The following is a 17,031-nucleotide window of genomic DNA, read 5'->3' as shown; positions in this document are numbered from 1 at the left end:
GATTCATCCGCACAAGGAGTTGCCCATGCCGTCTTCCGCCCGCCTGCATCAGGCCGCGCTGCCCGCCGCCGAGGCGATCGTCGTCACCCCGCTGTCCCTGTACATCGGCGCCCAGGTCGACGGGGTCGACCTGTCGCGCCCGTTGCCCTCCGCCCAACGCGAAGCCATCCGCGCCGCCCTGCTGCGCTGGAAGGTGCTGTTCTTCCACGACCAGCACCTCGACCACGCCCAGCAGGTGGCGTTCGGCCGGCAATTCGGCGAACCGACCGTCGGCCACCCGGTGTTCGGCCATGTCGAGGGTCACCCGGAGATCTATTCGGTCGGCCGCGACCGCTTCAAGGCGCGCTTCACCGACGAGCGCCTGGTGCGCCCCTGGAGCGGCTGGCACACCGACGTGAGCGCGGCGCTCAATCCGCCGGCGGCGGCGATCCTGCGCGGCGTGGACATCCCGCCCTATGGCGGCGACACCCAGTGGACCGACCTGGTGGCCGCCTACAATGGCCTGTCGCCGACCCTGCGGGCCTTCGTCGACGGCCTGCGCGGCGAGCACCGCTTCACCCCGCCGGAAGGCGCCGAGGCACGGCCGGGCTTCAGCGAGCCGCTGGCGGTCAGGCCGCTGGTCAGCGAGCATCCGCTGGTGCGCGTGCACCCGGAAACCGGCGAGAAGGCGCTGTTCGTCAGCCCGACCTTCCTCAAGCGCATCGTCGGCCTCAGCCCGCGCGAGAGCGAACAGTTGCTGGAACTGCTCTTCGAACACGCGATCCGCCCCGAATACACGGTGCGCTTCAAGTGGCGACCCGGCTCGCTGGCCTTCTGGGACAACCGGGTCACCGCCCACCAGCCGCCATCCGACATCCACGCCACCGACCTGCCCCGCCAGCTCTACCGCATCACCCTGGTCGGCGACATTCCCGTCGGCCCGGACGGCCGTCCCTCCCGCACCATCGCCGGCGAGCCGGTGCTGGCTCATCCGGCCGCCTGATCCCTTCCCATTCACCCATCGGGGGCGGGCAACGCCAGTCGCCCCCGGTCCACGAGGTATCGCATGACTGTCCTGTACATCGCTTCCGGCGCCTGCTCCCTGGCCGCCCACAGCCTGGTCCACGAACTCGGCCTGCCGATCCAGATCGAGCCGGTGGCCCTGCGCACCCCCGACTCGCCGATCCACGCCGTCAACCCGCTGGGCCGGGTGCCGGCGCTGCAACTGGACGACGGCAGCGTGCTCACCGAAAACAGTGCGCTGCTGCCGTACCTGGCCGACCTCAGGCCGGAAGCCGGGCTGTTCGCCCCGGCCGGAAGCGTGGAGCGCGCACGAATCCAGAGCTGGATCGGCTACCTGACCTCGGAAGTGCATGTCGGCGGCTTCCGTCCGCTGAACCGTCCGGAGCGCTACTCGGCCGACGAAGGCGCGCATCCGGGCATCCGCGCCCAGGCCAGCGAGCAACTGCACCAGGCGCTGGCGCACATCGAACGCCATCTGAACGGACGGCAGTGGCTGGTGGGCGAGCGCTACACCATCGCCGACGCCTATCTCGGGGTGTTCGCCGGCTGGTTGCCGCGTCTCGGCGAGCCTTTCGCCGACCTCGTGCAGATCGCCCGCATCGGCGCGGCCTTCCGCGCCCGCCCGGCGGTCCGCAAGGCGCTGGCCACCGAGGGTCTGCTGTAACTCCCCGTGCTTCCGGCCCGTCCTATCCGCGACGGGCCGCCACATGGGGTACTCTGCCCCTCCACCCATCTCAGCAAAGGAATCCGCGATGATTTACCGCCCACTCGGCAGGACCGATCTCCAGGTCAGCGCGCTGGCGCTCGGCAGCATGACCTGGGGCGAACAGAACGGCGAAGCCGAAGGCTTCGAGCAGATCCGCCGCGCCCAGGCGGCCGGGATCAATTTCATCGATACCGCCGAGATGTACCCGGTGCCGCCGAAGGCGGAAACCGCCGGCGCCACCGAGACCATCATCGGCAACTACTTCAAGCGCCACGGCGGACGCGGCGACTGGGTCCTCGCCACCAAGGCGGCGCCGCCCGGCAACGGCATCACCCACATCCGCGACGGCCGCAACCACTTCGACCGGGCCAACCTGACCGCCGCCGTGGACGCCAGCCTCGCGCGCCTGCAGACCGACTACATCGACCTCTACCAGTTGCACTGGCCGGACCGGCAGACCAACTTCTTCGGCCAGCTCGGCTACCGGCACGACCCGGACGCCCACCTCACGCCGATCGAGGAGACGCTGGAGGTCCTCGACGGCCTGGTGAAGAGCGGCAAGATCCGCCATATCGGCCTGTCCAACGAAACGCCCTGGGGCGTGCACCGCTTCCTGCACCTGGCCGAGACCCGCGGCTGGCCGCGGGTGGTGTCGATCCAGAACCCCTACAACCTGCTCAACCGCAGCTTCGAGGTGGGCCTGGCGGAAATCGCCATCCGCGAACGGGTCGGCCTGCTCGCCTACTCGCCACTGGCCTTCGGCCTGCTCTCCGGCAAGTACGAGAACGGCGCGCAACCGCCCAAAGCACGGCTGACCCTGTTCGAGCGCTTCCAGCGCTACAACAGCCCGCAGGCGCGCCGCGCCGCCAGCGCCTACGTCGCCCTGGCCCGCGAGCACGGCGTCGATCCGGCGCGACTGGCGCTGGCCTACGTCACCAGCCGGCCGTTCCTCACCAGCAACATCATCGGCGCCACCACGCTGGAGCAACTGGACAGCGACATCGCCAGCCTGGAACTGAAACTCAGCGACGAACTGCTCGCCGGCATCGAGCGCATCCACACAGAGCAACCCAACCCGGCGCCCTGAGAACCGCCGCTTTCGCGGGATAGACAACGCCGCGGGCTTGCCCATCGGGTGGATGGCTTCGGCCATCCACCGCCATATCCGCTCCCGCGGATCTCAAGCGTCGCTACGGAGATAAATATCCGGGCGATTGATTTCCATGAAATTCCGCGGCTTCGCCAGTGGCTCGAAACCACAGGGCGCATACACCCCGTGCGCGTCGGCCGTGGCCAGCAATATGCGGCGCAATCCCCGGATATCGGGATGAGCGAGCACCGTATCGATCAGTAACCGGGCGTATCCCCTGCCCCTGTACGGCTCCTCGATGAAGACATCCGCCAGGTAGGCGAAAGTCGCGTAGTCCGTCACGAAGCGGCCGAAGCCGATCTGCTTTCCTTCGTGCAGAAGCCCGAAAGCGAAAGAATTGGCGAAGGCTCTCTCGACTATCTCCAGCGGAATGTTCTTCGACCAGTAGGCGCTTTTCAGCAGCTCGTGGATTCTTTCCAGATCGAGCTCATCCTTGTCGGTCGTCACCCTCAGTTCCGGCGAGGCATTCATATTCATATTCGTCCCTTCTTCAAACCCGCGGCGCACGCGTCTCGGGCAGCAGGTCGTAGCGCTTCAGCAGGGTGCGCAGGGCATGGCGGCTGATGCCGAGGCGGTCGGCGCTGTGCACCTGGTTATAGCGATGGCGGCGCAGGGTGGTTTCCAGCAGCAACGACTCCCAGCGCGCCAGCAGGCCGTCGTCGCCGCGATCGAGCAACTCGCCGAGCTGCTTCTGGATGCCCTGCCAGAGCGGGTCGACTGGGGGCTCGGCGGGTACCGGCCGGGCGCTCGCCGGTGGCGCGCTACGCGGGCGCAGTTGCAGGTGGCGGGCCTCGATCGGCCGGCCGCCGGTCATCAGCGCGGCGGATAGCAGTACGTTCTCCAGTTCGCGGATGTTGCCCGGCCAACTGTGGCCGAGCAGGCGCTCGACGGCGTCCGGCGCCAGCACCGGTTCCGCGCGGGCGTGCTCGCGGGCGAACTGGCCGAGGAAGTGCCGGGCCAGCGGCAGGATGTCGCCGGGCCGGTCGCGCAGCGGCGGAATGGCCAGGGTGACGATGTTCAGGCGGTAGAACAGATCCTCGCGAAAACGCCCGGCGGCGATCGCCGACTGCAGGTCGACGTGGGTCGCGGTGACCAGCCGCACATCGATGGGGATCGGCTTGCGCCCGCCGACCCGCACCACCTCGCGCTCCTGCAGCACGCGCAGCAGCTTGACCTGCAAGGCCAGCGGCAGGTCGCCGATCTCGTCGAGGAACAGGGTGCCGCCGTTGGCCGCCTCGAACCAGCCCTCGCGGCGACCGGCGGCGCCGGTGAAGGCACCGGCCTCGTGGCCGAAGAACTCGCTCTCGGCCAGAGTCTCGCTGATCGCCGCGCCGTTCACCGCGACGAACGGCCCCTTGCGTCCGCTGCGCTGGTGCAGGTGGCGGGCCAGCAATTCCTTGCCGGTGCCGGTCTCGCCCTGGATCAGCACCGGAACCGGGCTGTCGGCGACCAGTTCGGCCTGGGCCAGCAACTGTTGCGAACGCGCGTCGGCAAACAGCAGGGCCTTGGCGCGGATCTCCATGCGACTGTTTTCGTGGGGAGCCAGAGTCAGGACAGGTGCGTTCATGGACGGCCTCGCGGACAGATATATCGGTGCGGCAGGACTCTAGCGGCCATGGCTTATGTTTAAAAATAATCAAATTAGATTTATATATTCCATTTATCATATAAATCCGCCTGTCGAACCGCCCGCACAGGCTGCCGGATAATCGCCAGCCACCTGCGCAAGTTGCGCGAAATCCAACAGTCCTGCAGCCATGAAGCAGCCAAAATCCGCGAAAAACGGGGTATTCGCAGGCTGGCACGCTTTCTGCTCCAGCCTTGGGTGAAAGGCGCGGCCCCACCCCGCCGAACGACCCGCCGCCGACCGACAGCGTCGCGCGGCCCCGACCATTCGCCTGCGGCAAGGAGCCGCAGCGGCACCACAGGAGAAACCCCCATGTCCCTGGATATCCGTCCCGTCACCGGCCGCATCGGCGCCATCGTCAGCGGGGTGCGCCTGACCGATCTGGACGAGGCGCAATTCGCCGAGCTGCAGCAGGCCGTGCTCAAGTACAAGGCACTGTTCCTGCGCGACCAGCATCTGACCGACGCCGAGCAGGAAGCCTTCAGCCGCCGCTTCGGCGATCTGGTGGTGCATCCGACCACCCCCACGGAACAGAACACCGCCGGTATCCTCGAAGTGGACTCCGAGCGCTCGCGGGCCAACTCCTGGCACACCGACATCAGCTTCGTCGTCGACTACCCGAAGATCACCATCCTGCGCGGCGAGGTGATCCCCGAAGCGGGCGGCGACACCGTGTTCGCCAACACCGTCACGGCCTACCAGGAACTGCCCGAGCCGCTGCAGCGGCTGGCCGACAGCCTGTGGGTGCGCCACACCAACGACTACGACTACGCCGCGCCCAAGCAGATCGAAGTGGTGGCCAACAAGCGCTTCCGCGAGCAGTTCACCTCCACCATCTACGAGAGCGAGCACCCGCTGGTGCGCGTGCACCCGGAAACCGGCGAGAAGGCACTGCTGCTCGGCCACTTCGCGGAGAGGATCGTCGGCCTCAACTCGCGCGACTCGCGGGCGCTGCTGGACCTGTTCCAGTCGCACATCGTCAAGCTGGAGAACATCGTGCGCTGGCGCTGGAGCGAAGGCGACGTGGCGCTGTGGGACAACCGCGCCACCCAGCACATCGCCATCGACGACTACGGCAACGCCCGGCGCATCGTGCGCCGCACCACGGTGCTCGGCGAGATCCCGGTGTCGGTCGGCGGCGAGAGCAGCCGGGCGATCAAGCCCAGCCCGGAAAGCCGCATCCCGCGCAGCGAGGAGGATAAGGTCGCGCTGAAGAAGGCCGGCTGAGACCTGCTCCAACCCAGATCGCCCGGCAGCAGGAGGAGGAATCGAGAGAACGGCTTGACATCGCTTTGATGGGAGAGGATTCGTCGCGGTGCTTTCGAGGTTACCGTCGATCGCGAACGGGTCCGCTCCCACTTTTTGTCGCATCCGCAAAAATATCTCCCGCGATCGGCATCGCGCGCCAGGGCCAATCGCATGAAATGCCCGCCCGATACTGGACTGGAAAGGTTGTGTGAACCTTGGCATGGCTGCTTGCCGAGGGGCCGGACACTCCCTGTTTCGGCCCCCCGGCCGAGTCACTTTTTCTTGTCTGGCTGTACAGACCGGAGACCTAGGTGACAGGTGTGCGGGGACATGGTTGACACTTTCGGCAGTGACCTGCCGAGCCAACGACCATGCCCTGGAACATTCAAGACACCATGAACCTACGAGAAGAATTTGTCCTGCTGGCCCAGCAGGAAGGCAGCAACCGCCGTGAGTTGTGCCGACGCTTCGGGATCAGCCCGCAGACTGCGTACAAGTGGCTGGTCCGATATGAACAGCAAGGGCGTGCCGGCCTGGCCGACCTTTCCAGGCGCCCCAAGACCAGCCCACACCTGACATCGCCCAGTCTGGAAGCCCGGGTGGTGGAGCTGCGCCAGGCCCATCCGTGCTGGGGTGGACGTAAGCTGAGTCGGCGCTTGCAAGACCTGGGGCATCCAGCCTTGGCGCCAAGCACCATCACCTCTATCCTGCACCGTCACGGACTGATCGATCCCCTGGCCTCAGAAGCGGCCGTGCCCTGGAAACGCTTCGAGCACGCGGCACCCAACGATCTGTGGCAAATGGATTTCAAAGGGTATTTCCAGACATCCGAAGGCCCCTGTCATCCACTGACCGTGCTGGACGACCACTCGCGTTTCAACCTGGGCCTGCGGGCCTGCGCCTGTCAGCGCCATGGCACCGTGCAGGGTGAACTGATCGGCATCTTCGAGCGCTATGGCTTGCCGGTACGGATCAACACGGACAACGGCGCCCCTTGGGGTGCCTCGCGCCAACCGGGGCAATTGACCGAACTTGCCATCTGGCTGATCCGGTTGGGCATCCGCCTGAGCTTCAGCCGTCCTCGTCACCCGCAAACCAACGGCAAGGATGAACGCTTTCACCGCTCACTCAAGGCCGAAGTCCTCAATGGCCGCAGCTTCCACACCCTGCACCAGGCCCAGGAAGCCTTCGACAACTGGCGTGTGGTCTACAACCACCAGCGACCCCACGAAGCCCTTCGGATGGTCACGCCTGTCACACGCTACCGAGTCAGCCCACGGACTTATCCTGTACAACTGCCCACCATTGAATACGGGCCGGACGATACCGTGGTGACAGTGAAGGCGCTTGGGGCGATCAGGTTCAAAGGACGCAGCTACAAACTCTCCAATCCACTGCGCGACCAGCCGGTGGCCATCCGCCCGAGCGGCGATACCGACGGCTTATACGACGTGTACTTCGTCCATCACAAGCTGATGCAGATTGACCTGCGGGAGTTAGCCAAAACTGACGCATAATCCGTCAACCATGTCCCCGCACATGTGTCCACCATGTCTCCGGTCCGTACATCTGGCCAAGAAAAAGTAACCCAAAAGAAGGCCACCCCCTCATCCGGCCCTGCGCTTCGCTCCGGGTTCCCTCCCTACATCGCCGTTCCAGGGGCCCGCCGCGAAGGGCCATCCATGGCCCATCGCGGCTCTCGCGGCATCCTTGCCGCTCGACCCCTTCCACGACGACTCCGCTCGGCCTCCTGAAGGGGGCATCCGGCGTTGCCTGACAGGCCGAGCCACAAGAAGGGCAAAAGCGCTTTCAGGCAGCTCGGAACCGACTCCCGTTCAGGAGGCCGAGCGCAGGTGTCGCGGAGGGGGACGCGAGGCAGGACGCCGAGCGAGTCGCGAAGGGACAGGGACGTCCCTTCGCGACGTGCCCCCGGAGCGGCGCCGGAGCGAGGGAACCCCGGCGCAGCCGGGGCCGAATGATCGGGCGCGCTTTCTCTTTGGTTACTTTCTCTTTCGCGCGAGCAAAGAGAAAGTGACTCGGCCGGGGGGCCGAAACAGGGACCGTCCGGCCCCTCGGCAAGCAGCTTATGCAGCGGAGCCGAAGGCAACGCCGAAATGCCCGACATACAAGCTTTCCAGTCCGGTATCAGGCAAGCGCTTCATGCGATTGCCCTGCATCGCGCCGCTGCCATCCACATGCTTTTCCGCCACCGGTCCGAGCGACAGTCCGCAGGATCGCCCTCGTCGAATCGTCGCGCCCATGCCAGCCGTCCTCGCGGCAGTGGCAGGGCGCCGCGACAAGAGGCAAGCTAGTCATATGCGTGGGGCCGATCCAAGCGCCCCGCCCTGCCTGCCCCCGACGACAAGAGGCCATCCCATGTACGCCTGGCTCAACGCCCTCCCCAAAGCCGAACTGCACCTGCATCTGGAAGGCTCGCTGGAGCCGGAGCTGCTGTTCGCCCTCGCCGAACGCAACAAGGTCGCCCTGCCCTGGCCCGACGTGGAAAGCCTGCGCAAGGCCTACGCCTTCAACAACCTGCAGGAATTCCTCGACCTCTACTACCAGGGCGCCAACGTGCTGCGCACCGAGCAGGACTTCTACGACCTGACCTGGGCCTACCTGCGCAAATGCAAGGAACAGAACGTCGTCCACACCGAGCCCTTCTTCGACCCGCAGACCCACACCGACCGCGGCATCCCCTTCGAGACGGTACTGAGCGGCATCGGCCAGGCGCTGGAGGACGGCCGCAAACGACTCGGCATCGGCAGCGGGCTGATCCTGAGCTTCCTGCGCCACCTCTCCGAGGAGGAGGCGCACAAGACCCTCGACCAGGCCCTGCCGTTCCGCCACGCCTTCATCGCCGTGGGCCTGGACAGCTCGGAAAAGGGCCATCCGCCGCGCAAGTTCCGCCAGGTGTTCGAGCGCGCCCGCGCCGAGGGCTTCGCCACCGTCGCCCACGCCGGCGAGGAAGGCCCGCCGGAATACATCTGGGAAGCCCTCGACCTGCTCAAGGTCAAGCGCATCGACCACGGCGTGCGCGCCGCCGAGGACCCGCGGCTGCTGGAACGGCTGATCGACGAGCAGATCCCGCTGACCGTCTGCCCGCTGTCCAACGTCAAGCTCCGCGTGTTCAAGGACATGAGCGAACACAACATCCTCAAGCTGCTGGAAATGGGCGTGAAGGTGACGGTGAACTCCGACGATCCGGCCTACTTCGGCGGCTACGTCACGGAGAATTTCGTGGCCCTGCAGGAAAGCCTCGGCATGACCTGCGAACAGGCCGAGCGCCTGGCGCAGAACAGCCTGGACGCCCGTCTGGCCTGAAGGACCCGGCCCATGGCTCTTGTAGGGTGGAAAACTCGCGTCGCGATTTTCCACCGTGACCGCGCCGCTGGTGGGAAAGGCCTGCGGCCGTTTCCCACCCTACAGGGCACCTCTAAAAACGTAGGCGAGGCAGTCAGCGCAAGGCAAAAACAGGCGAAAAAGCGGAGTTTACGCGCTGTAAATGAGCATTTTGAGCCTGTTTTTAACGCAGCGATGACCACGCAGGTAGTTTTTAGATGTGCCCTACATGCGCTACCGTCGAATCCCCGGAGGATGCCGTGATCCAGTTTTTTCTCAACCGCGAACTGCGCAGCGAGCGCGCCCTCGACCCGAACCTCACGGTGCTGCGCTACCTGCGCGAACATCTGCGGCGCACCGGCACCAAGGAAGGCTGCGGCTCCGGCGACTGCGGCGCCTGCACCGTGGTGGTCGGCGAACTGGTCGAGGAAGACGGCCGGGAACGCCTGCGCTACCGCAGCCTCAACGCCTGCCTGACCTTCGTCGCCGCCCTGCACGGCAAGCAGTTGCTGGTGGTCGAAGACCTCGAGCAACGGGGACGGCTGCACGCCGTGCAGCAGGCGGTGGTCGACCGGCACGCCTCGCAGTGCGGCTTCTGCACGCCCGGCGTGGTCATGTCGCTGTTCGCCCTGCAAAAGAACGCCGACGGCCCCGACCGCGAACGGGCCTGCGAAGCCCTGGCCGGCAACCTCTGCCGCTGCACCGGCTACCGGCCGATCCTCGCCGCCGCCGAACAGGCCTGCGGCGCGCCGGAGCCGGACCAGTTCGACGCCGCCGAGGCCGAGACCGTCGCCGCGCTCAAGGCCATCGCCCGGGGCGGCACCGAACTGGCCGGGAACGACCGGCGTTGCCTGCTGCCGGCCAGCGTCGACGAACTGGCCGCGCTCTACGCGGCTCATCCCGAGGCGCGGCTGTTCGCCGGCGGCACCGATCTCGCCCTGGAGGTGACCCAGCAGCACCGCGCCCTGCCGCTGACCATCCACCTCGGCGGCATCGAGGAGCTGAAGCGGCTGACGCCGGGCAGCGAGGCCATCGAGATCGGCGCCGCCACGCCGCTCGCCGACTGCCAGGCGGCGCTGGCCGCCGAATACCCGGATTTCGGCGCCCTGCTCAAGCGCTTCGCCTCCCTGCAGATCCGCAACCAGGGCACCCTGGGCGGCAACATCGGCAACGCCTCGCCGATCGGCGACACGCCGCCGCTACTGATCGCCCTCGGCGCCCGCCTGCTGCTGCGCAAGGGTGGGACCAGCCGCACGCTCGCGCTGGAAGACTTCTTCCTCGACTACAAAGTCACCGCCCTGGAGCCGGGCGAATTCATCGAAAAGATCCTCGTGCCGCGCGCCCGTCCCGGCCAGGCGTTTCGCGCCTACAAGCTGTCCAAGCGCCTGGACGACGACATCTCGGCGGTCTGCGCCGCCTTCAATCTGCTGATCGAGGACGGCCGGGTGCGCGAGGCGCGCATCGCCTTCGGCGGCATGGCGGCGATCCCCAGGCGCGCCACGGCCTGCGAGCGGGCGCTGCTCGGCCAGCCGTTCGAGGCCGCCGTCATCGAGCGCGCCTGCACGGCGCTGGCCGGCGACTTCGACCCGCTCGGCGATTTCCGCGCCAGTCGCGAATACCGCCTGCTCGCCGCGCAGAACCTGCTGCGCAAGGCCTTCCTCGAACTGCACGCGCCGGCGCTGCCGACCCGGGTGACCGACCATGTCTGAACTCATCTCCCACAGCCAGGAAGAACTCGCCGCGCTGTTTCGCGCGGAACTGCTCACCGGCGTCGGCCGCAGCGTCCGGCACGAGAGCGCGGCCAAGCACGCGAGCGGCGCGGCGCTCTACATCGACGACCGCCTGGAATTCCCCAACCAGTTGCACGTCTACGCGCGCCTCTCCGAGCGCGCCCACGCACGCATCGTCCGCATCGACAGCACGCCCTGCTACGCCGTCCCCGGCGTGGCCATCGTCATCACCAGCGCCGACGTGCCCGGCAAGCTGGACATCGGCCCGGTGTTCCCCGGCGACCCGCTGCTCGCCGACGGCAGCGTGCAATACCTCGGCCAGCCGGTGCTGGCGGTGGCCGCCGACAGCCTGGAGAACGCCCGCCGCGCGGCGCTGGCGGCGCTGATCGAGTACGAGGACCTGGAGCCGGTGCTGACGGTGGACGAGGCCCTGCGCCGCCGGCAGTTCGTCCTCGACAGCCACAGCCACCGGCGCGGCGATGCCGCCGCGGCGCTGGCCGAGGCCCCCCATCGCCTCGCCGGCAGCCTGCGGATCGGCGGCCAGGAGCACTTCTACCTGGAAACGCAGATCGCTTCGGTGCTGCCCACCGAGGACGGCGGCATGCTGGTCCACAGCTCGACCCAGCACCCCAGCGAGGTGCAGAAACTGGTCGCCGAGGTGCTCGGCGTGCCGCTGAACAAGGTGGAAGTGGACATGCGCCGCATGGGTGGCGGCTTCGGCGGCAAGGAAACCCAGGCCGCGGCGCCGGCCTGCCTGTGCGCGGTGATCGCCCGCCTGACCGGACGGCCGACCAAGATGCGCCTGCCGCGCAACGAGGACATGCGCATCACCGGCAAGCGCCATCCCTTCCAGGTGGAGTACGAGGTCGGCTTCGACGACGACGGCCGCCTGCACGGCGTGCACATCCAGTTGGCGGCCAACTGCGGTTATTCGCCGGATCTTTCCGGGGCCATCGTCGACCGCGCCATGTTCCATGCCGACAACGCCTACTACCTGGGCGATGCCCTGGTGGAAGGTCACCGCTGCAAGACCAACCTCGCCTCCAACACCGCCTTTCGCGGCTTCGGCGGCCCGCAGGGGATGCTCGCCATCGAGGAGATCATGGACGCCATCGCCCGCCACCTCGGCAAGGACCCGCTCGCGGTGCGCAAGCTCAACTACTACGGCAAGACCGAGCGCAACCTCACCCACTACCACCAGACGGTGGAACACAACCTGCTCGAAGAGATGACCGCCGAGCTGGAGGCAAGCTGCGACTATGCCGCGCGCCGCGAGGAAATCCGCGCCTTCAACGCCCGGAGCCCGGTGCTGAAGAAGGGTCTGGCGCTGACCCCGGTGAAGTTCGGCATCAGCTTCACGTCGAGCTTTCTCAACCAGGCCGGCGCGCTGGTGCACGTCTACACCGACGGCAGCATCCACCTCAACCACGGCGGCACCGAGATGGGCCAGGGCCTCAACACCAAGGTCGCCCAGGTGGTCGCCGAGGTGTTCCAGGTGGATGTCTCGCGCATCCAGATCAGCCCGGCGAACACCGGCAAGGTGCCCAACACCTCGCCCACCGCCGCCTCCAGCGGCGCCGACCTGAACGGCAAGGCGGCCAAGGAAGCCGCGCAGACCATCAGGCAGCGCCTGGTCGACTTCGCCGCCCGGCACTGGCAGGTCGGCGCGGAGGACGTGCAGTTCAAGAACGGCCAGGTGCGCATCCGCGACCGCTACCTGAGCTTCGAGGAACTGGTCCAGGCGGCCTACCTCGGCCAGGTGTCGCTCTCCAGCACCGGCTTCTACCGCACGCCGAAGATCTACTACGACCGCACCCAGGCGCGCGGCCGGCCGTTCTACTACTACGCCTTCGGCATGGCCTGCGCGGAAGTGCTGGTCGACACCCTGACCGGCGAGTACCGGCTGCTGCGCGCCGACATCCTCCACGACGTCGGCGCCTCGCTGAACCCGGCCATCGACATCGGCCAGGTGGAAGGCGGCTTCGTCCAGGGCATGGGCTGGCTGACCTGCGAGGAACTGGTGTGGGACGACAAGGGCCGCCTGCTCACCGCCGGGCCCGCCAGCTACAAGATCCCCACGGTCGCCGACGTGCCGGCCGACCTGCGGGTGAAACTGCTGGAAAACCGCCGCAACCCGGAGGACACGGTGTTCCATTCCAAGGCCGTCGGCGAGCCGCCGTTCATGCTCGGCATCTCGGTGTGGTGCGCGATCAAGGACGCCGTGGCCAGCCTCGCCGACTACCACCTGCAGCCGGCCATCGACGCCCCGGCGACGCCGGAGCGGGTGCTCTGGGGCGTGGAGCAGATGAAAAAGCTGCAGCAGCCCCAAGGTGCGGTGCACGAGCACGCGGGCGAATCGACGTAGGGTGGACAACGCTTTGCTTGTCCACCCCGAGCCCCCGAAGATGGATACGCTGGAAAACGCTGCGCGGTTTTCCAGCCTTCCAAGGACCGAACCATGAGCAACATGAGCTGGATCGACGCCCTCGCCGACCTCAAGCAACGCGGCGAGCCCTGCGTGCTGGTGACCGTGGTCGAGGAGCAGGGCTCCACGCCGCGCGACGCCGGGGCGAAGATGGTGGTCGAGCGCGAGCGGCTGCACGACAGCATCGGCGGCGGCCACCTGGAATTCGAGGCCATGCGGATCGCCCGCGAAATGCTGGAAAGCCGCAGCCGGGCCGCGCGCCTGGAGCGCTTCGCCCTGGGCGCCAGCCTCGGCCAGTGCTGCGGCGGCGCCACCGTGCTGCTGTTCGAGCCGCTGGGCCAGCCGCAGGCGCGCATCGCCCTGTTCGGCGCCGGCCACGTCGGCCGCGCGCTGGCGCCGCTGCTCGCCGGCCTGCCGTGCCGGCTGCGCTGGATCGATTCGCGCGCGCAGGAATTCCCCGACCCGCTGCCGGCCGGGGTGGAACAGGTGATCGACGACGAACCGCTCGATGAAGTCGAGCGGATGCCCGCCGGCAGCTACTTCATCGTCATGACCCACGACCACCAGCTCGACCTGCGGCTCGCCGAGGCCATTCTCGAACGCAACGACTTCACCTATTTCGGGCTGATCGGCTCGAAGAGCAAGCGCGCCCGCTTCGAACACCGCCTGCGCGAACGCGGCCTGCCCGCCGAAACGCTGCAGCGCATGCGCTGCCCGATGGGCCTGCCCGAGGTGAAGGGCAAGCTGCCGCTGGAGATCGCCATCTCCATCGCCGGCGAGGTGATCGCCACCTACAACGCCCGTTTCGGTGAGGAAGCCCAGGGCGGCGAGAGCGTCGCCAGACTGCTGCCGGCCTCGCGGCGCGGTCCGGGCTGAACGGTATGCGGGGTGGAGGACGCCATGCGGTCTTCCAGCCGACGACCGCCCTGCCGGGGGTACGGAACATCCACCGCCAACAGATGAGGGACCGCCCGATGCAAGCCTACCGCGCCGCCCTGCTCCACTGTCTCGCCGATCCCCGCGAGGTCGGCATCGAGCGTTCGTACCAGTATTTCGAGGACGGCCTGCTGCTGGTCGAGAACGGCAGGATCGTCCGGATCGGCGCCGCCGCCGAGCTGCTGCCGGGCCTGCCGGCCGGGGTCGGGGTGGCCGAGTACCGCGATGCGCTGATCGTCCCCGGCTTCGTCGACACCCACATCCATTACCCGCAACTGGACGTGATCGCCTCCTACGGCAGCCAGTTGCTGGAGTGGCTGGAAACCTACACCTTCCCCGCCGAGGCGCGCTTCGCCGACCCGGCGCACGCCCGCGCCCAGGCGCGCCTGTTCCTCGCCGAGCTGTTGCGCAACGGCACCACCACGGCGCTGGTGTTCGCCACCGTGCATCCGCAGTCGGTGGACGCCTTCTTCGAGGAGGCCAGCCGGCTCGATCTGCGGATGATCGCCGGCAAGGTGCTGATGGACCGCAACGCCCCGGACGGACTGCGCGACAGCGCCGCCTCCGGCTACGCCGAGAGCCGCGCGCTGATCGAACGCTGGCACGGCAAGGGCCGCCTGCACTACGCAGTCACCCCGCGCTTCGCGCCGACCAGCACGCCCGGACAGCTCGACCTGGCCGGCCGGCTGCTGCGCGAATACCCCGGCCTCTACCTGCACACCCACCTGTCCGAGAACCGCGCGGAGATCGACTGGGTGAAGGAACTGTTCCCCGAGCGCCGGCATTACCTGGACGTCTACGACCACCACCGCCTGCTCGGCGAGCGCTCGGTGTTCGCCCACGGCGTCCACCTCTGCGACGACGAGTGCCGGCGGCTCGGCGAGAGCGGCTCGGCGGTGGCCTTCTGCCCGACCTCCAACCTGTTCCTCGGCAGCGGCCTGTTCGACCTGGCCCGGCTGGAAGGCCACGGCGTGCGCGTCGGCCTGGGCACCGACGTCGGCGGCGGCACCAGCTTCTCCCAGTTGCAGAGCCTCAACGAGGCCTACAAGGTGCTGCAGTTGCAGGGGCAGAAACTCGACCCGTTCAAGGCGCTGTACCTGGCCACCCTCGGCGGCGCCAGGGCGCTCTACCTGGACGAGCGCATCGGCAACCTGCAGCCGGGCAAGGACGCCGACTTCGTGGTGCTGGACTGCAAGGCCACGCCGCTGCTCGCCCGCCGTCTGGAACAGGCGCGCAGCCTCGCGGAAAGGCTGTTCGCGCTGATGATCCTCGGCGACGACCGCGCGGTGCGGGAAACCTTCGCCGCCGGGCGTTCGGTGCACCGGCGCGACGTCTGAAGCGGCGCACCGCCGCCCTACAGGCAGCGGCGCAGTTCGGTCTTGAGGATCTTGCCGTAGCCGTTCTTCGGCAGCTCCCGGACGAACAGGTAGCGCCTGGGCTTCTTGAACGACGCCAGGCGCGCGACGAACCAGGCGTTGAGCGCCTGCGCGTCCGCCCGTTCGCCAGGGCGGAGGACGACGAAGGCCGCCACGCTTTCGCCCCACTCCGGGTCCGGCTCGCCGACCACCGAGACTTCGGCGATCGCCGGGTGCAGCGCCAGCACCTCCTCCACTTCGCGGGGATAGATGTTGCTGCCCCCAGAGATGATCACGTCCTTGCTGCGGTCGGTGAGGGTCAGCAGGCCGTCGCGGTCCAGGTAGCCGATATCGCCGGTACGCAGCCAGCCGTCCACCAGGGTCGCCGCGCTCGCCGCCGCGTCGCGCCAGTAGCCGTGCATCACGCAGGGACCGCGCACCACGACCTCTCCCGGCCGGCCCGGCGGTAGCGGATCGCCCGCGGCATCCAGCACGCCGACCTCGACGCACGACTGCGGATAGCCGACCGAAGCGGCCAGCCGCGGCCAGTCCGCGCGCGCCCGGTCGGCGATCAGTTCGCGGCACAGCGCGCTGATCGTCATCGGACTTTCGCCCTGGCCGTAGATCTGGATCAGCCGCGGGCCGAAGGTCGCCAGCGCCTCCCGCAGATCGGCCAGGTACAGCGGCGCGCCGCCGCAGACGATGGACTTGATGCCGTCGCCGGCGTAGCCCCGGCGGCGCGCCTCGCCAACCATGCGCTTGAGCATGGTCGGCGCCGCGAACAGGCTCAGGCGCCCCAGCGTCCCGGCCAGCCCGAACAGTTCGGCGGCATCGAAGCCCCGCGAGGCGGGAACCACGTGGCGGGCGCCGCAGCGGACATGGATGAAGTTGTACAGCCCCGCGCCATGCGACATGGGCGCGGCGTAGACGTAGGCATCGTCCGCTTCGACCGGATCGACGTCGACCGGATAGCAGAGGGACATCGCCAGCAGGTTGCCGTGGGACAGCATCACGCCCTTGGCGCGGCCGGTGGTGCCGGAGGTGTAGAACAGCCAGGCGAGATCGTCCGTGCCGCGCCGGACGGGGCTCGCCAGGGCGGGGTCGATCCGCTCCGGTCGCTCGCTGCCGAGGCCGGCCAGCTCCCGGCAGTGCGCGGGCAGCCCGCCGTTGGCGAACAGTTCGCCGTGGTCGGTGAAGATCAGCCGGGCCTGCGCGTCGCCGGCGATCCAGGCGGCCTCGTCGCCATGCAGCTTGTGGTTGATCGGCACCGCCACCGCACCGGCCCACCAGATGGCGTAGAGCAGCTCCAGGTACTCGCAGGCGTTGTGCATGAACAGCGCGACCCGATCCCCCGGCGCGATGCCGTGCTCGTCGCGCAGTCCGCTCGCCCGCGCCGCGGCGGCGGCGGCGAAGGCGCGGTAATCCGCGACCGCGCGTTCGCCCTCGTACAGGGCCGGTCGCGCGGGCCAGCGACGCGCGGCGGCGTCCAGCCAGTCGGCGATGTTCACGG

General features: G+C 68.1%; 14 protein-coding genes. 10 read left to right on the top strand and 4 right to left on the bottom strand.

From position 1 onward, the window contains the following. Window positions 1-25 precede the first annotated feature (25 nt). From AVCA_RS10210 to AVCA_RS10200, 3 genes are all read left to right on the top strand, one after another. Window positions 26-982 (top strand): TauD/TfdA dioxygenase family protein, encoded by a 957-nt coding sequence (locus AVCA_RS10210; protein ID WP_012700828.1) that lies wholly within the window; start codon window positions 26-28, stop codon window positions 980-982. Window positions 983-1,045: 63 nt separating this feature from the next. Beyond that, window positions 1,046-1,666, top strand: a complete 621-nt coding sequence (locus AVCA_RS10205) for a glutathione S-transferase N-terminal domain-containing protein (RefSeq protein WP_012700827.1) — start codon at window positions 1,046-1,048, stop codon at window positions 1,664-1,666. 88 nt (window positions 1,667-1,754) lie between these two features. Then, on the top strand, window positions 1,755-2,795 hold the full coding sequence (locus tag AVCA_RS10200) for an NADP(H)-dependent aldo-keto reductase (RefSeq protein ID WP_012700826.1): 1,041 nt from the start codon (window positions 1,755-1,757) through the stop codon (window positions 2,793-2,795). A 93-nt stretch (window positions 2,796-2,888) separates the two neighbouring features. On the opposite strand, the gene AVCA_RS10195 is transcribed toward AVCA_RS10200, so the two are convergent. Continuing rightward, complete coding sequence (locus AVCA_RS10195) at window positions 2,889-3,335, bottom strand: GNAT family N-acetyltransferase (protein ID WP_012700825.1); 447 nt, start codon at window positions 3,333-3,335, stop codon at window positions 2,889-2,891. 13 nt (window positions 3,336-3,348) lie between these two features. After that, window positions 3,349-4,380, bottom strand: coding sequence for a sigma-54 interaction domain-containing protein (locus AVCA_RS10190; protein WP_012700824.1), 1,032 nt, complete (start codon window positions 4,378-4,380; stop codon window positions 3,349-3,351). A 417-nt stretch (window positions 4,381-4,797) separates the two neighbouring features. On the opposite strand from AVCA_RS10190, the gene AVCA_RS10185 reads away from it, so the two are divergent. Next, on the top strand, window positions 4,798-5,712 hold the full coding sequence (locus AVCA_RS10185) for a TauD/TfdA dioxygenase family protein (protein WP_012700822.1): 915 nt from the start codon (window positions 4,798-4,800) through the stop codon (window positions 5,710-5,712). 392 nt (window positions 5,713-6,104) lie between these two features. Beyond that, entirely contained in the window at window positions 6,105-7,250 is a 1,146-nt protein-coding gene (locus AVCA_RS10180) for an IS481-like element ISAzvi11 family transposase (RefSeq protein WP_012699574.1), read from the top strand. Between the two features lie 567 nt (window positions 7,251-7,817). On the opposite strand, the gene AVCA_RS26385 is transcribed toward AVCA_RS10180, so the two are convergent. After that, window positions 7,818-7,994 carry a hypothetical protein gene (locus tag AVCA_RS26385; RefSeq protein ID WP_156483777.1) on the bottom strand — a complete coding sequence of 59 codons (177 nt, stop codon included), beginning with the start codon at window positions 7,992-7,994 and terminating at the stop codon, window positions 7,818-7,820. Window positions 7,995-8,109: 115 nt separating this feature from the next. On the opposite strand from AVCA_RS26385, the gene AVCA_RS10175 reads away from it, so the two are divergent. The 5 genes from AVCA_RS10175 (at window position 8,110) to guaD (ending at window position 15,503) form a co-directional block, all read left to right on the top strand. Then, window positions 8,110-9,057 (top strand): adenosine deaminase, encoded by a 948-nt coding sequence (locus AVCA_RS10175; protein WP_012700820.1) that lies wholly within the window; start codon window positions 8,110-8,112, stop codon window positions 9,055-9,057. 278 nt (window positions 9,058-9,335) lie between these two features. After that, window positions 9,336-10,784, top strand: coding sequence for a xanthine dehydrogenase small subunit (xdhA, locus tag AVCA_RS10170; RefSeq protein WP_041807154.1), 1,449 nt, complete (start codon window positions 9,336-9,338; stop codon window positions 10,782-10,784). Next, window positions 10,777-13,170 (top strand): xanthine dehydrogenase molybdopterin binding subunit, encoded by a 2,394-nt coding sequence (gene xdhB, locus AVCA_RS10165; RefSeq protein WP_012700818.1) that lies wholly within the window; start codon window positions 10,777-10,779, stop codon window positions 13,168-13,170. Before xdhA ends, xdhB begins: the two co-directional genes overlap by 8 nt. Before the next feature lie 93 nt (window positions 13,171-13,263). Then, window positions 13,264-14,106 carry a xanthine dehydrogenase accessory protein XdhC gene (xdhC, locus tag AVCA_RS10160; RefSeq protein ID WP_012700817.1) on the top strand — a complete coding sequence of 281 codons (843 nt, stop codon included), beginning with the start codon at window positions 13,264-13,266 and terminating at the stop codon, window positions 14,104-14,106. A gap of 98 nt (window positions 14,107-14,204) precedes the next feature. Beyond that, window positions 14,205-15,503, top strand: coding sequence for a guanine deaminase (gene guaD, locus AVCA_RS10155; RefSeq protein ID WP_012700816.1), 1,299 nt, complete (start codon window positions 14,205-14,207; stop codon window positions 15,501-15,503). 17 nt (window positions 15,504-15,520) lie between these two features. Here the strand turns inward: guaD and AVCA_RS10150 are convergent, their stop codons facing one another. Next, window positions 15,521-17,029, bottom strand: coding sequence for a class I adenylate-forming enzyme family protein (locus tag AVCA_RS10150; RefSeq protein WP_012700815.1), 1,509 nt, complete (start codon window positions 17,027-17,029; stop codon window positions 15,521-15,523). Window positions 17,030-17,031 lie beyond the last annotated feature (2 nt).

This window comes from Azotobacter vinelandii CA, assembly GCF_000380335.1.
GTDB lineage: Bacteria > Pseudomonadota > Gammaproteobacteria > Pseudomonadales > Pseudomonadaceae > Azotobacter > Azotobacter vinelandii.
This window is presented reverse-complemented; position numbering and strand designations above follow the sequence as displayed.

Coding starts and splice junctions, on each gene's coding strand:
- AVCA_RS10210 (WP_012700828.1), top strand. CDS start 26: ATGCCGTCTTCCGCCCGCCTGCATCAGGCCGCGCTGCCCGCCGCCGAG.
- AVCA_RS10205 (WP_012700827.1), top strand. CDS start 1,046: ATGACTGTCCTGTACATCGCTTCCGGCGCCTGCTCCCTGGCCGCCCAC.
- AVCA_RS10200 (WP_012700826.1), top strand. CDS start 1,755: ATGATTTACCGCCCACTCGGCAGGACCGATCTCCAGGTCAGCGCGCTG.
- AVCA_RS10195 (WP_012700825.1), bottom strand. CDS start 3,335: ATGAATATGAATGCCTCGCCGGAACTGAGGGTGACGACCGACAAGGAT.
- AVCA_RS10190 (WP_012700824.1), bottom strand. CDS start 4,380: ATGGAGATCCGCGCCAAGGCCCTGCTGTTTGCCGACGCGCGTTCGCAA.
- AVCA_RS10185 (WP_012700822.1), top strand. CDS start 4,798: ATGTCCCTGGATATCCGTCCCGTCACCGGCCGCATCGGCGCCATCGTC.
- AVCA_RS10180 (WP_012699574.1), top strand. CDS start 6,105: ATGCCCTGGAACATTCAAGACACCATGAACCTACGAGAAGAATTTGTC.
- AVCA_RS26385 (WP_156483777.1), bottom strand. CDS start 7,994: ATGGGCGCGACGATTCGACGAGGGCGATCCTGCGGACTGTCGCTCGGA.
- AVCA_RS10175 (WP_012700820.1), top strand. CDS start 8,110: ATGTACGCCTGGCTCAACGCCCTCCCCAAAGCCGAACTGCACCTGCAT.
- xdhB (WP_012700818.1), top strand. CDS start 10,777: ATGTCTGAACTCATCTCCCACAGCCAGGAAGAACTCGCCGCGCTGTTT.
- xdhC (WP_012700817.1), top strand. CDS start 13,264: ATGAGCAACATGAGCTGGATCGACGCCCTCGCCGACCTCAAGCAACGC.
- guaD (WP_012700816.1), top strand. CDS start 14,205: ATGCAAGCCTACCGCGCCGCCCTGCTCCACTGTCTCGCCGATCCCCGC.